Source organism: Pseudonocardia kujensis, from assembly GCF_021283305.1.
Lineage (GTDB): Bacteria > Actinomycetota > Actinomycetes > Mycobacteriales > Pseudonocardiaceae > Pseudonocardia > Pseudonocardia kujensis.
Window position 1 is genome coordinate 17,757 of record NZ_JAJSOK010000007.1, and the last position, 14,007, is coordinate 31,763.

11 protein-coding genes are annotated in these 14,007 nt (G+C 74.2%); 2 read left to right on the top strand and 9 right to left on the bottom strand.

The genetic code is table 11. The annotated features are described in order from the left end of the window. Window positions 1-60 precede the first annotated feature (60 nt). Window positions 61-1,107: an alcohol dehydrogenase catalytic domain-containing protein gene (locus tag LWC35_RS07360; RefSeq protein WP_232869136.1), complete on the top strand. Its 1,047-nt coding sequence runs from the start codon at window positions 61-63 to the stop codon at window positions 1,105-1,107. Between the two features lie 34 nt (window positions 1,108-1,141). On the opposite strand, the gene LWC35_RS07365 is transcribed toward LWC35_RS07360, so the two are convergent. The 8 genes from LWC35_RS07365 to LWC35_RS07400 form a co-directional block, all read right to left on the bottom strand. Continuing rightward, complete coding sequence (locus LWC35_RS07365) at window positions 1,142-2,536, bottom strand: amidase (RefSeq protein ID WP_232869137.1); 1,395 nt, start codon at window positions 2,534-2,536, stop codon at window positions 1,142-1,144. Then, window positions 2,533-4,002, bottom strand: coding sequence for a sodium:solute symporter family protein (locus tag LWC35_RS07370; RefSeq protein WP_232869138.1), 1,470 nt, complete (start codon window positions 4,000-4,002; stop codon window positions 2,533-2,535). Before LWC35_RS07370 ends, LWC35_RS07365 begins: the two co-directional genes overlap by 4 nt. After that, window positions 3,999-4,295: a DUF3311 domain-containing protein gene (locus LWC35_RS07375; protein ID WP_232869139.1), complete on the bottom strand. Its 297-nt coding sequence runs from the start codon at window positions 4,293-4,295 to the stop codon at window positions 3,999-4,001. The genes LWC35_RS07370 and LWC35_RS07375 overlap by 4 nt, the downstream gene beginning before the upstream one ends. Window positions 4,296-4,412: 117 nt before the next feature. Then, window positions 4,413-5,780: an L-serine ammonia-lyase gene (locus LWC35_RS07380; RefSeq protein ID WP_232869140.1), complete on the bottom strand. Its 1,368-nt coding sequence runs from the start codon at window positions 5,778-5,780 to the stop codon at window positions 4,413-4,415. Window positions 5,781-5,799: 19 nt separating this feature from the next. Continuing rightward, complete coding sequence (locus LWC35_RS07385; protein WP_232869141.1) at window positions 5,800-6,375, bottom strand: sarcosine oxidase subunit gamma; 576 nt, start codon at window positions 6,373-6,375, stop codon at window positions 5,800-5,802. Then, a complete protein-coding gene (locus LWC35_RS07390; protein WP_232869142.1) occupies window positions 6,365-9,103 on the bottom strand; it encodes a 2Fe-2S iron-sulfur cluster-binding protein in 2,739 nt (912 codons plus the stop codon). Before LWC35_RS07390 ends, LWC35_RS07385 begins: the two co-directional genes overlap by 11 nt. Continuing rightward, window positions 9,100-9,342, bottom strand: a complete 243-nt coding sequence (locus LWC35_RS07395; RefSeq protein WP_232869143.1) for a sarcosine oxidase subunit delta — start codon at window positions 9,340-9,342, stop codon at window positions 9,100-9,102. Before LWC35_RS07395 ends, LWC35_RS07390 begins: the two co-directional genes overlap by 4 nt. Window positions 9,343-9,365: 23 nt before the next feature. Continuing rightward, the gene (locus LWC35_RS07400) at window positions 9,366-10,583 is read right to left on the bottom strand and encodes a sarcosine oxidase subunit beta family protein (RefSeq protein WP_232869144.1); all 1,218 of its coding nucleotides are present in this window, start codon (window positions 10,581-10,583) and stop codon (window positions 9,366-9,368) included. Between the two features lie 117 nt (window positions 10,584-10,700). Between LWC35_RS07400 and LWC35_RS07405 the strand changes: the two genes are divergently transcribed. Further along, window positions 10,701-11,348, top strand: coding sequence for a GntR family transcriptional regulator (locus LWC35_RS07405; RefSeq protein WP_372463013.1), 648 nt, complete (start codon window positions 10,701-10,703; stop codon window positions 11,346-11,348). Between the two features lie 531 nt (window positions 11,349-11,879). On the opposite strand, the gene LWC35_RS07410 is transcribed toward LWC35_RS07405, so the two are convergent. Further along, window positions 11,880-14,000 carry a TPM domain-containing protein gene (locus LWC35_RS07410; protein ID WP_232869146.1) on the bottom strand — a complete coding sequence of 707 codons (2,121 nt, stop codon included), beginning with the start codon at window positions 13,998-14,000 and terminating at the stop codon, window positions 11,880-11,882. Between the last annotated feature and the right edge of the window lie 7 nt (window positions 14,001-14,007).

Consider the following 14,007-nt stretch of genomic DNA (forward strand, 5'->3'; position numbering starts at 1 on the left):
CCGTGTGACCGGCGCCACTAACGTCCTGCGGCGGCGGTAACCGACCGAGGGAGGGCACGGATGAAGGCGCTCGTCTACCACGGACCGGGGTCGAAGGCGTGGGAGGAGGTCCCCGACGCGGCGGTCCAGGAACCGACGGACGTCGTGGTCAGAGTGGACACCACCACGATCTGCGGCACGGACCTGCACATCCTCAAGGGCGACGTCCCCGCGGTGACGGACGGGCGGATCCTCGGCCACGAGGCCGTCGGCACCGTCACCGAAGTGGGCTCGGCGGTCACCGGGTTCCGCGAGGGCGACCGGGTGCTCGTCCCGGCGATAACCCGCTGCGGGCGCTGCACGTACTGCCAGAACGGCATGCCGTCGCACTGTCAGACCGTCGGCGGCATCGGGTGGATCTTCGGGCACCTGATCGACGGCACCCAGGCCGAGTCGGTCCGGGTGCCCTACGCCGACACGTCGCTCTACGCCGTCCCCAACGAGGTCACGGACGAGCAGGCGATCTTCCTCGCCGACTCGTTGCCCACCGGGTACGAGGTCGGGGTGCTGGCCGGGCAGGTCCGGCCCGGGGACACGGTCGCCGTGGTGGGCGCCGGCGCGGTGGGGCTCGCCGCCATCCTGACCACCGGCCTCTGGGGCGCGTCCCGCGTCATCGCCGTGGACAGCAACAAGTTCCGGCTGAGCAAGGCCGTCGAGTTCGGCGCGACCGACACGGTCGAGGCGGGCCCGGACGTCGTCGACGCCGTGACGGCGATGACGGACGGCCTCGGGGTCGACGTCGCGATCGAGGCGGTCGGCTATCCGGAGACGCTGCGCACGACCGCCGCGCTGGTGCGCCCCGGCGGGCACATCGCCAACATCGGCGTGCACGGCGCGCCGGTCGAGCTGCCGCTCGAGCAGATGTGGATCCAGAACGTCACGTTGACCATGGGCCTGGTCGACACCGTGTCCATCCCGACGCTGCTGAAGATGGTGGCGAGCGGCAAGATCCCCGCCGAGAAGATGGGCACCCACACCTTCGGCCTCGACGAGATCGACCGCGCCTACGAGGTGTTCGCCGACGCCGCCGCCAACGAGGCCCTCAAGGTGGTCGTCAAGCGGGCCTGACCGCCGTGGGTGGCGACGGTCCCGCCGTCGCCACTCACAGGGTCGGCCAGGGGCGCGGCGCCGGGCGGATCTCCTCGTAGGCCATGGCGAGGGCCAGCACGCCCGCGTCGTCGAAGCGCCGGCCGACGATCTGCAGGCCGATCGGCAGCCCGCCCGCCGTGTGGCCGCAGTTGACCGAGAGCGCCGGCTGGCCGGACATGTTGAACGGCAGGCTCGTCGCGATGTGCTCGAAGGGCCGGGCCGGGTCGTCGAAGGCCGAGGCGTACTCGACCGGGAAGGGCGGGATCGGCGCGGTCGGGAGCAACAGGAAGTCCAGGTCGGCGAGGGCGCGGTGGGCGGCGACGGCCATCGCGTCCATCTGGCTGTAGCCGTGGAAGACCTCGGCGCCGGTCAGGTCCGCGCCGGCGGCGGCCCACTCGAGGATGGCGGGCAGGACCTTGGCCCGGCGCTCCTCGGGCAGCGCGGCGAGGTCGGACCAGGCGCGGGCGCGCCAGAAGCGGTCCATCCCGTCGAGCATGTCCCGCGTCAGGAACGGCGCCACGGGCTCGACGACCGCGCCGGCGGCCTCCAGCGTGCGCGCGGCCTCTTCGACGGCGCCGCGCACCGCGTGCTCGGTGGCCAGCCCGACACCGACGTCGGGGAGCAGGCCGAGCCGCAGCCCCCGCACCGCGCCCGGCGCCTCCGGCCAGGCGATGTCGGCGCCGGGCAGCGCGGTGTGGTCGCGCGGGTCCGGCACCGCGACGACCGACATGAGCAGGGACACGTCGCCGACGGTCCGGCACATCGGCCCGACGACCCGGCCCGCGTACGGCGGCACCACCGGCACCCGTCCGAAGGTCGGCTTCAGCCCCGCGATCCCGTTCCAGCCCGCCGGCTGGCGCACCGACCCGCCGATGTCCGTGCCCAGGTGGAGCGGCCCGTAGCCGGCCGCGGCGGCCGCGGCGGCGCCGGAGCTCGACCCGCCGGGCGTGCGGGTGGGGTCCCAGGGGTTGCGGGTGACCGGGTGGAAGCTCGACTGCGACGACCCGAGCATCCCCAGGTCGGGCATGGTCGTCTTGCCGAGGAGCACCGCCCCGGCCTCGCGGACCCGGGCCGCCGCCGGCGCGTCGCGCTCGGCGGGGACCAGCTCGGTCGCGGCCGTCCCGACCGGCGTGGGCACCCCGCGGGTGGCGATGTTGTCCTTGAGCGTGATCGGGACACCGTCGAGCGGACGCGCCTCGCCGGCCCGCCAGCGCGCGGCCGACTCCGCCGCGGCGGCCCGCGCCCCGTCGGGGTCCAGCGCGTAGGTGGCGTGCAGCCGGGGTTCGTCGGCCTCGATGCGGGCCAGGACGTCGTCGACGACCTCGACGGGGGACAGGGCGCCGGCGCGGTAGCCCGCGAGCAGCTCGCGGGCGGTCAGGTCGGCGAGCCGGTCGGCGGTGCGGGTCAACGGTCCTCCTCGGGGCCGGAACGGGCGGGGACGAGCTCGGGCGCGGCCAGCCGGTCCGCGGGCGCCGCGCCGGGACGGGCGAGCGAGACCGCCGCCGTGACCAGGAGGTTGAGCACCAGTCCGATCGCGCCCGCGTTGATCCCGCCCCAGGGGTCGTTGCCCGTCGCCATCAACACCAGCACGACGAGCAGCCCCGCCACCAGCCCCGCGACGCCGCCGGCCAGCGACATCCGGCGCCAGACGAGCGCGATCACCACGAGCGGCAGCAGCTGCGCGAGCCCCTCGTAGGAGATCACCGAGAGCCGGACGAGGGCGTTGGGGAACAGGTAGGTCATCCCGAGCGCGAGCCCGCCGGCCAGGAGCGTGACGAGCTGGGCCAGCTGCCGTTGCCGGCCGCGGGTGCGGGCGTGCAGGCCCAGCACGGACCGGCTCCACATCGTGCCGATGGCCAGCATGAACACCGCCAGCGGCACGATCGCCGACAGCGCGCCGGCCGCGCCGACGAGCCCGAACAGCCACTCCGGCATGGCCGTGCGGAGCATCTCGAACAGCGCGAGGTTCGAGTCCTTCAGGCCCGGAACCACGAACGTCGCGGCCAGCCCGAGGATCACCGGGACGAACAGCAACACCTGGTAGAGCGGCAGGAGCAGCGCGTTGCGGCGCAGGATCTGCGGGCTCGCGGCGCCGAGGAAGCCCGCGACGGTCGTGGGGATCACGCTGTAGACCGCGCCGTTGAGCAGCGCGGTGGAGAGGAACCAGGCCAGCCCGTAGGTCGACGAGCCCGGGCCCGGCATCGTCAACCACGCGGCCCGCTCGGCGCCGATCTGCGCGAACATCGCGCCGTAGCCGCCGAAGAAGTGCAGCGGCACGAACACGAAGACCACCGCGAGCGTCACGACGACCGTGACGTCCTTGAGCACCGACACCCACGCGCTCCCGCGCAGGCCACTGGCCAGCACGAACACCTCGGACACCACGAACGCGACGAGGTAGGACACGCCCAGCCCGATCGCCCCGTAGCTCACGCTCGCCACCACCGTGCCCATCCCGGTGATCTGCAACTGCACGTACGGCAGCAGGAACACGGTCGCCGCGACGGTGAGCAGGACGCCCAGCCAGGGCGCGCCGAAGCGGTGGGCGGCGATGTCGGTGACGTTGTGCAGCCCGTGCCGGTGCGCGTAGCTCCACAGCAGCGGACCGACGACGTAGCTCGCCGCCATCCCGATGCTCAGGTAGGCCACGACGTACAGCGCCGAGACCCCGTGCGTGTACGACCAGCCGGCAGCGCCGAGGTAGCTAAAGGTCGTGTAGGTCTCGCCGGCCATCAGCACGAGCGTCATCAGCAGCCCGAGGCTGCGCCCGCCCACGGACCATGCCGCGAGGTCGACCTTGTCCTGCCCGCGGCCGGCGCGGACCCCGAGCACGCACGCGGCGACCAGGAAGACGGCGACGATCGCGATGCTCATCGCCGGTCCACCTCCTGTGCCGCCGCCGTCGGTGCCGCCTCCGGTGCCGCCTTCGCGGTCCGCCGCCCCGGCGCCGTCCGGCGCGCCGCCTGCCAGACGGGATCACGGCGGGCCGCGAGCCACACGCAGACCGGGGAGAGCAGTGTGGCGAGCAGCAGCCAGAACACCAGGAACGGCATCCCGAGGACCCACGGGTCGACCCGGTTCGCGGGCACGACCGCCACGCAGAACAGGACGGGCGGGCCGAGGAGCCACCACAGGGAGCGCCGTGAGGATCGGGACGGCCCACTCATGGGAGCACCGTCCGTCGTGCACCGCACTCGCGCAACCGCTGGGTCCGCCCGGTCCGTCGGCTCCGACAGCTCCGTCGGGTCCGGGGGCCCGCCAGGTCCGGCGGGTCCGGCGGGTCCTCAGCACTCGACGACGGTCAGGGCCAGCCCGCCGCGGCTCGTCTCCTTGTACTTGGTCTTCATGTCCGCACCGGTGATCCGCATCGTCCGGATCGCCTTGTCCAGGCTGACGTGGTGGTGCCCGTCGCCGCGCACGGCCATCCGGGCCGCGGTGATCGCCTTCGTCGAGGCGACGGCGTTGCGCTCGATGCACGGGATCTGCACGAGCCCGCCGATCGGGTCGCAGGTCAGCCCGAGGTTGTGCTCGATGCCGATCTCGGCGGCGTTCTCCACCTGCTCCGGGGTGCCGCCCATGACCTCGGCGAGGCCCGCGGCGGCCATCGAGCAGGCCGAACCGACCTCGCCCTGGCAGCCGACCTCGGCCCCGGAGATCGAGGCGTTCTCCTTGAACAGCGAGCCGACGGCGGCGGCGGTGAGCAGGAACCGGACCACGCCGTCGTCGGAGGCGGCGCGGCAGAACCGGCGGTAGTAGTGCAGGACGGCGGGGACGATCCCGGCCGCGCCGTTGGTCGGGGCGGTGACGATCCGCCCGCCCGCGGCGTTCTCCTCGTTCACCGCCAGGGCGTAGAGGGTGACCCACTCCCCGGACTCGGCGGTGGGCTCGGCCTCGAGGGCCTCCCGCATGGCGGCCGCACGGCGGCGGACCTGCAGTCCGCCCGGGAGCACCCCGCCGGTCGTCGAGCCGCGCTCCACGCACTCCTGCATGACCGTCCACAGCGCCAGCAGGCCGCGGCGGACCTCGGCCTCGGGCTCGAGGTCCGGGTGGAGCCGTCGCATCCGCGCGCACTCGTTGGCCAGCACGAGCCCGCTGACCGCCAGCCCGGTCTCGCGGCAGCGGGCGAGCAGCTCGGCGCCGGTCGCGAAGGGGTACGGGACCTCGGGCTCGCGCGGGAGCAGCGCCTGCTGCGCCTCGTCGAGCACGAAGCCGCCGCCGACGGAGAAGTACTCCGCGCTGAGCAGCGCGGTGCCGGCGCCGCCGTGCGCGGTGAACCGCATCCCGTTGGGGTGGAAGGGCAGCGTCCGCCGCCGGTGCAGCACGACGTCCTCGGGCCGGAACGCGATCTCGTGCCGGCCGAGCAGCCGCAGCCGCCCGGTCGCCCACACGTCGTCGACGGTGGGGCTGCGCGGGTCGACGGTCTCGGGTGCCTCGCCGGCCAGCCCGCGCACCACCGCGCCGACGCTGCCGTGACCCTTCCCGGTGGCGCCGAGCGAACCGAACAGCTCCGCCTTCACGTGCGCGACGCGGGGGAGCAGCCCCTCGCGCCCGAGCCGCTCGGCGAACCGCAGCGCCGCCCGCATCGGTCCGACCGTGTGCGAGCTCGACGGACCGATACCGACGCTGAACAGGTCGAACGCGGAGACCGTCATGGGTGGAGTCACCGTCCCGTCAGCGGAATTCGCGCGCGGCGTCGAGCAGCCACTCGGCGAGGTAGGCCGCGAAGGAGGAACGCACCAGGACCCGGTAGTCCGACGGCCCGAGGCCGAGCAGCACGACCCCGGCCTGGCCCAGCAGCGTCACCGCCGCCGACCCTGCCCCGAAGGACCGCGGGTGCAGGTCGATCGCGCAGCCGGTCTCCAGCACGTCGCGGGCGTGGGCGCCGCGGAGCCGGACCGTGGTGCGCTGGGCGGAGACGTCGGCCACGGCGACCCGTGCCCCGGGCAGCGCGGCGGCCCCGGCGGCGCGCGCGGCCGCCTCCAGCTCGGGCGGCGCGAGGAACGGGCTGGTCAGCAGCCATTCGTCGGGCCCGAGCCGGATCGCGGTGACGCGCTCGCCGCCGGTCCACGCGTTCGGGCCGGGCAGCGGTGCGCCGACCAGGCCCTCGAGCGCGGCCGGGTCCGCGGTGCGGACGTCGACCATCGCGTGGAAGGGCTCGGCCAGCAGCGCGACCGAGTCGGGCAGCTCCGCGAACCGGCCGGCCCAGCCGTCGAGTGCGCCGGTCGGGCGCAGGGTCTCAGTGGACACCGGGCTCTCCATCCCGTCGGGTCCCCTCGGGGTCGAACACCACGGAGCCGGTCACCTCGACGGGCACCAGCGCCTCGCCGACCGGCACGGTCAGGCGCTCGCCGATCCGCGCGTGGCCGCCCTTGACCAGGGCGAGCGCGAAGGTGCGGCCGAGCGCGGCACTGCGGTAGCTCGACGTCACGTGGCCGAGCATCGGCACCGGGGGCGGCGGCAGCGCGTCGGTCAGCTCGACGATCTGCGAGCCCTCCGGCAGTCTGAGGTCGGGATCGACCGGCAGCAGACCCACGAGCTGCTTGCGCAGCGGGTCGAGGTTCGCCGGGCGGGCGAAGGAGCGCCGGCCCACGAAGTCCGGCTTCTTCTTCGACACCACCCAGTCCATGCCCAGGTCCTGGGGCGTGACGGTGCCGTCGGTGTCCTGGCCGATGATCGGGTAGCCCTTCTCGGCGCGCAGCACGTGCATGGTCTCGGTGCCGTACGGGGTGATGGCGTAGGGCGCACCGAGGTCCAGCAGGCGCTGCCAGACGGCCGCCGCGTGCCAGCCGTCGACGCTCACCTCCCAGGCCAGCTCGCCCGAGAAGCTGATGCGCGCCAACCGGACCGGGACGCCGTCGACCTCGGTGTCCAGCCAGCTCATGAACGGGAAGGCCGCGTTCGACACGTCGACGTGCGGGGCGAACGCGCCGATGACGTCCCGGGACCGCGGGCCGACGACCGGGAAGGTCGCCCACTGCTCGGTCACCGAGGTCAGCGAGACCCGCAGCTCCGGCCACTCCGTCTGCAGCCACTCCTCGAGGTGGTCGAGGATCGGTGCGGCGCCGCCGGTGGTGGTGTAGACGAGGAAGCGGTCCTCGTCGAGGCGCAGGACCGTGCCGTCGTCGATCACCATGCCGTCCACGCCGCACATCACCCCGTACCGGACCCGGCCGGGCTTCAGCGAGGACATGAGGTTCGTGTAGATCCGGTCGAGGAGGACGCCGGCGTCGGGCCCCTGGACGTCGATCTTGCCCAGGGTGGAGCCGTCGAGGATGCCGACGCCGGTGCGGGCCGCCGCGCACTCCCGCAGCACCGCGGCCTCCATGTCCTCGCCCGGCCGCGGGTAGTACCGGGCGCGCTTCCACTGCCCGACGTCCTCGAACACCGCGCCCGCCTCGACGTGCCAGGCGTGCAGCGCGGTCGTGCGTTCGGGGTCGTAGAGGCGGCCGCGCTCGCGCCCGGCCAGGGCCGCGAACGCGACCGGGGTGTACGGCGGGCGGAAGGTGGTCGTGCCCAGCGACTCCACCGGCACGCCGAGCAGCTCGGCGGTGATCCCCGAGGCGATCACCCCTGAGGTCCTGCCCTGGTCGTGCGCGGTGCCGATCGTCGTGTAGCGCTTGACGTGCTCGACGCTGCGCATGCCCGCGCCCACGGCCCGGGCGATGTCGGCGACCGTCGAGTCGCGCTGCAGGTCGACGAACTGCCGCGCCGGGTCGCCCTCGGTGCGCCAGACGACCCGGGTGGTGCGGGCGACCGGCTCGGGCGTCTCACCCCTGCCCTCCGCCAGGCAGCCGGCGAGGTCGAACGTCCCGTTCGCCGCCCCGACGACGGTGACGCCGTCGAGCGGCTCGCCGGGCCGGAAGGCACCGAGCTCGGCGTCGTACCGCAGCGCGCCGCGAACGTGCGAGAACAGGTGCGCGGTGGGGTTCCAGCCGCCGGAGAGGAGCAGGGTGTCGCAGGGGAGGACGGTGCCGTCGTCGAGGGTGACGGCGGTGACCGCGCCGTCCTCGGCGTCGCTCCTCGTCCCCACAACCTGTGCCTGGCGGGTCGCGCTCCCGCCCGCCCCGGGGCGTGGATCGACGACCGTGACCCGCGCACCGGCGGCCTCGAGGTCGGCGGCGGCACCGTGCGCGGCGTCGTCGGTCGTGAAGACGACGATCTCCCGGCCGACCCGCACGCCGTACCGGTGCAGCAGGTCGCGGGCCGACGCGGCCAGCATGATCCCGGGGCGGTCGTTGTCCTCGACCACGACCGGCCGCTCGTGCGCTCCGGTCGCGACGACCACGTGTCCGGCCCGGATCCGCCAGACCCGCTGCCGGGAGACGTTCCTCGGCGGCTCGGCGAGGTGGTCGGTGCGGCGCTCCAGGGCGAGGACGAACCCGTCGTCGTAGTGCCCGAAGGCGGTGGTGCGGGGCAGGATCCGGACGTCCGGGTCGGCCCGCAGCTCGGCGATCGTGTCGGCCACGAAGTCGAGGGCGTCCCGGCCGCAGATCCGCTCGGTGCCGAGCAGCGCGCCACCCGCGGCGGGACGGTCGTCGACGAGCACCACGCGGTCACCGCGGCGCGCAGCGGTGCGGGCGGCGAGCAGGCCCGCGGGCCCTGCGCCGACCACCAGGGTCTCGCAGTGCGTGTGCCGGCGGTCGTAGCGCGCGGTGTCCGGGACCTCCGCGAGCCGGCCGCGGCCACCGAGGCCGCGGGCCACCAGCCCGTCGACCAGGTCGACCGTGGTGGCGAGCAGCATGGGCTCGGGGAAGGGCTCCTCGATCTGGACGAGCCCGGTCGGGTCCTCGCCCCACGCGGCCGTGATCCCGCGCGGCCGGTCGAGCTTCACACTGGTGCCGATGCGCCGCACGCCGTTCGCGAGCAGGGCGCTGGCGAGGGTGTCGCCGGGGTGGCCGGTGTACTGCGCGCCGTCGAAGGTGAAGGTCAGGGTGCGGGTGCGGTCGATGCGGCCGTACCCGTCGACGCGGCTCATCGCTCGAACCGGTAGGTCGCGGTGTCGCGGACGGCGGTGAACCAGCGCCGGCAGCCGGCGGCATGGCTCCACCGCTCCTCGAACCGGCCCTTGGGGTTGTCGCGGACGAACACGTAGCGGGCCCAGTCCTCGTCGGAAAGCGCGGCGGGGTCGGCGGGGTAGGCCACGCCGGCCTGGCCGCCGTAGTGGAACTCGACCTCCTCGCGGGGGCCGCACCACGGGCATCGGATCAGCTGCATCGGGGTCTCCTGAGGGTGCCCGGTCAGTGGGCGACGGCCGCGGCGCCGTGCTCGTCGACGAGCGCGCCGGTGACGAACCGGTCCAGGGCGAACGGGGCGAGGAAGGGGTGCGGGCGGGCGTGCGCCAGGGTGTCGGCCAGACACCAGCCCAGCCCGGGGGTGGCCTTGAAGCCGCCGGTGCCCCACCCGCAGTTGAGATACACGTTGGCGTAGGGGGTGTGCCCCACGATCGGGGACGCGTCGGGGGTGACGTCGACGATCCCACCCCACGTGCGCAACAGGTGGGCCCGGGCGAAGACCGGGAACAGCTCCACCGCGGCGGCCATCTGGCGTTCGATGATGTGGAACGCCCCGCGCTGCCCGTACCCGTTGTAGGCGTCCACCCCGGCGCCCATCACCAGCTCGCCCTTGTGCGCCTGCGACACGTAGACGTGCACCGCGTTCGACATCACGATCGTCGGGTGCACCGGCTCCAACAACTCCGACACCAGCGCCTGCAGCGGGTGGGACTGCAACGGCGCGCGGACGCCGAGCAGGTCCAGCAACACCGAGGTGTGTCCGGCCGCGCACAACGCCACCTGCCCGCAGGCGATCTCGCCGCGCGTGGTGCGCACCCCGGTCACCCGGTCCCCGTCCGTCCGGAAGCCGGTGACCTCGCAGTCCTGGATCAGGTCGATGCCGGCGGCGTCGGCGCTCCGGGCGAACCCCCACGCCACGTAGTCGTGCTTGGCGATCCCGGCCCGGGGCTGATAGGTAGCCCCGTGCACGGGGTAGCGGATCTGGTCGGAGACGTTGACGATCGGGCAGAGCTTGGCCACCTCGTCGGGGCCCAGCCACTCCGCATCGATCCCGTTGAGCCGGTTGGCCTGGACCCGGCGCACCGAGTCCCGCACGTCCTGCTCGCCGTGCGCGAGGTTCAGCACCCCACGCTGGGAGAACAGGATCGGATACCCGAGGTCCTCCTCGAGGCCCTCCCACAGCTGCAGCGCGTGCTCGTAGATCGCCGCGGACTCGTCCCACAGGTAGTTCGACCGGATCAACGTGGTGTTGCGGGCCATGTTGCCGCCCGCCAACCAGCCCTTCTCCAGCACCGCCACGTTCGTGATCCCATGGTTCTTGGCCAGGTAGTGCGCGGTGGCCAGCCCGTGCCCGCCCCCACCCACGATCACCACGTCGTAGGACCTCTTCGGCTCGGGCGTACGCCACAGGAAGTCGGGATGCTCCGGTAGCTGCTCGGCCATGCGCCTCCGTCCGACGATCTGCGGGACAAGATCCCGCAGACTGGTATATCAATCGTGAGGTACGGTAGGGACGGCATCGAGGTCGGTCAAGGGGTCGGTCGAGGAGGACACGTGAGCGTGGCGCCGTCGGGAGAGGTCGTGTCGCTGGCGGATCGCGCGTATGCGGCGATCCGGGACCGGCTCGTCATGCTCGAGATCAGGCCCGGCGACCCGCTCAACGACGACCGCCTGGCCGCCGAGCTCGGCACGGGGCGGACCCCGGTCCGGGAGGCGTTGAAGCGGCTCGAGAGCGACCGGCTCGTGGTCGCCTACCCCAGGCGGGGGACGTTCGCGACGGCCGTCGACATCACCGACCTCGCGAACCTGTCCGAGGTGCGGCTCGCGCTCGAGCCGCTCGCCGCCCGGTCCGCCGCCCGGGGCGCCGGCAGTGCCGACCGGGCGGAGCTGGCCGCGCTCGGGGAGCGGATCGCGGCCCTCGAGCCCGGCGGTGACCCGCGCGAGCTGCTCCGCGCCGACGTCGAGGTCCACCGGGCGCTCTACCGTGCCACGAGCAACCCGCACCTCGAGGACGTCTGCGTGCGGCTGGACAACCTCGCCACCCGCATCTGGGTGCTCTTCCTCGACCGGCTCCCGGCCCTGCCCGGGCACGTCCACGAGCACGCCGACCTGCTCCGCGCCGTGGTCGCGGGGGAGGAGGAGAAGGCGGCGGAGCTGGCGCTCGCCCACGTCGTCGGGTTCGAGAAGGCGATCCGCGCCCTCCTGTGACCTCCCCCTTGCGCATTATGGTTCCCTGACGCGCTCAGGACCGCTCGAAAAGCGCATTATGGTTCCACAACGCGTGCAAGACCCGGTCTGACGCGCATTATGGTTCCCTGGCGCGTGCAGGTCCCAGCGTGGATCGCGTTATGGAACCATAACGCGCGCAGACCCCGACTTGGAACGCGTTGTGGAACCATAACGCGTGCAGGCGCCGGCGTGGATCGCGTTGTGGAACCATAACGCGCGCAGACCCCGGCTTGGAACGCGTTATGGAACCTTAACGCGCGCAGATGCCGGCTTGGATCGCGTTGTGGAAGCTTAACGCGCGCAGGCGCCGGCGTGGATCGCGTTGTGGAACCTCAACGCGCGCAGGCGCCGGCGTGGATCGCGTTGTGGAACCTCAACGCGCGCAGGCGCCGGCGTGCAACGCGTTGTGGAACCTTAACGCGTGCAGGCGCCGGCTTGGAACGCGTTATGGAACCATAACGCGTGCAGGCGCCGGCTTGGATCGCGTTGTGGAACCATAACGCGACTCCCTCAGAACCGTCCGCCGCCACCCCGCCGGCCGCGGCTGGAGGAGCCGCCGAAGCTGCCGGGGACGCGGCCGCCCGAGCGACCACCGCCGCCGAAGCCCCCACTCCCACCCCCGCCGCCGAAGCCACCGCCGAAGCCGCCCCCGAAGCCTCCGCCGCCGCGGTAGCCGCCGCCGCGCATCGCCTCGGAGAGGATCCCGCCGAGCACGAGGGCGCCGAGCTCACCGCCGAAGCCGCTGCCGCCCCCGGAGGGACCCGACCAGTGCGAGACGTCCGACTGCGCGAGCCGCAGGGCCTCCTGCGCCAGCGCCTCCGCCTGCTGTGCCTCGCGCAGTGCGGCCGCGGGGTCACCGCCCGCAGTCGCTGCGGCGAGGTGCCGCTGCGCCTCGGCGAGCCGGGTGCGCGCCGGAGCGCCCACCGCGCCGCGCCGCGTGGACACGAAGTCCGACGCCGCCGCCACCGCCGAGCGGGCCGTCACCAGGGCCTGCTCCAGGGCGGCGGTCGCGCGGCGGGTGCGCTCCGCGGCCTCGCGGGCGCCGGCGATGGCCGCGTCGAGCGCCCCGGCCGCCTCGTCGAGCAGCCGCAGCGCCGCGATCGGGTCGGGGAGCCCCGCGCCCGGTGTCGCCGCTTCGCCTCCGGCCGCACCACCGAGCGCCGCTCCGCCCGTCGCCGTGCCGGTCGCCGCTCCGCTGCCGGCGGATCCACCGCTCGCACCCCGCGCCGCCTCCTCCGCGGTCGCCAGCGTCGCCCGCGCCCGGGCCGTCACGCCGGGATCGACCCCCGGGAGCGCTGCAGCCTCGGCGAGGTCCTGCTCGACCTCGGTGCGCGCGGTCGGCACCCGCTCCGCCGCCTCGGCCAGCTCCTTCCCGCGCCGGGCGATCCCGTGCAGGAGCGTCTCCGCCTGGGTCTCCGCGTCCTCCGCCGCCCGACCGTCGACCACGGCGAGGGCCGCCTGCGACGCGCCCAGCCGGACCCGCGCCTCGTCGAGCTCCTTCTGTGCGTCGGCGAGCAGCGCGCGGGCCTGTGGCAGGTTCTCCGCGACCGGTTCGAGTGCCGCCGGTGCCCAGCGCCGGCCGAGCTCGGCCCACTGTTGCTCGGCCTCCGGCAGCCGGGCGGTGAGCCCGAAGAGCCGCGCCGCGATCCCGTCGATGTAGCCCGGGGCGTCGGCCTCGAGGGCACGGAGTCGGTCGAAGCCCTCGACCTGGGCGTCCAGCCGGTCGTCGGCCAGCGTCGCGAGCCGGATGATCTCGGCGTGCATGGCGCGCTGCTCGGGCTCGGTCTCGGGGACGTCGTCGTCGAGCCGCTGGCGGATCTCGAAGGCGGCGAGCATGTCGGCGCGCGAGGCCTCGAGGGCCGCGGCGAACCCGGCGACCGCCTCCTCGCCGAAGTGGGTGCGGGCGGCGGACAGCTCCCGCTCCGAGGTGCCGACGGCGTCGTCGACCTGGAGGAGCGCCTGGCTGGAGCGGTAGGCGAGGTCCTCGGTGGACTCGCCGGGCGCGGGGTCGGGCGGCCCGGCCGGGACTGGGGCCGGCGGGGTGACCTCGGGCTTCGGGCGGCGCCGCCGGCTCACCAGCCACGCCGCCCCGCCCACGACGACCACCCCGCCGCCGACCAGCAACGGGATCGACACGCCACTGCTGGTCTCTCGCAACCCGTCGGCCAGCCCGACCGCGGCTCCGGCCCAGTCGGACCGCGCGAGCGCCGGTTCCACGGCGTCCCGCCGGATCTGCAGGATCGACGCGTCGGACTCGGGGAAGTTGTCGTCCACGGACATCCCGTACACCCGGTCGTCCGTCGCGACGGCGAGCAGCACCTGGTCACGCCCGAGCTGGGAGGCGACCGCGGTCGCGTCGGCCCACTGCTGACCGTCCTGCCCGTCGAAGGACCTCACGTAGACGACGAACAGGTCGTACCCCCGGTCGGTGCGCAGCCGGTCGACCGCCTCGGTGACCTGGGCGCGTCCGGCGGCGTCGAGTGCCCCGGCCCGGTCGGTGACGCGGTCGGGCACGCGGAAGGGCGGGTCGGCGGCGGCGCTGCCGGGCAGCAGCAACGGCAGGACGAGCAGGACGGCGAGCGCGGCGAACCGGCGCACGGTGATCTCCTTCGGCAGGGCGACGCCCGCCATCTTGGAC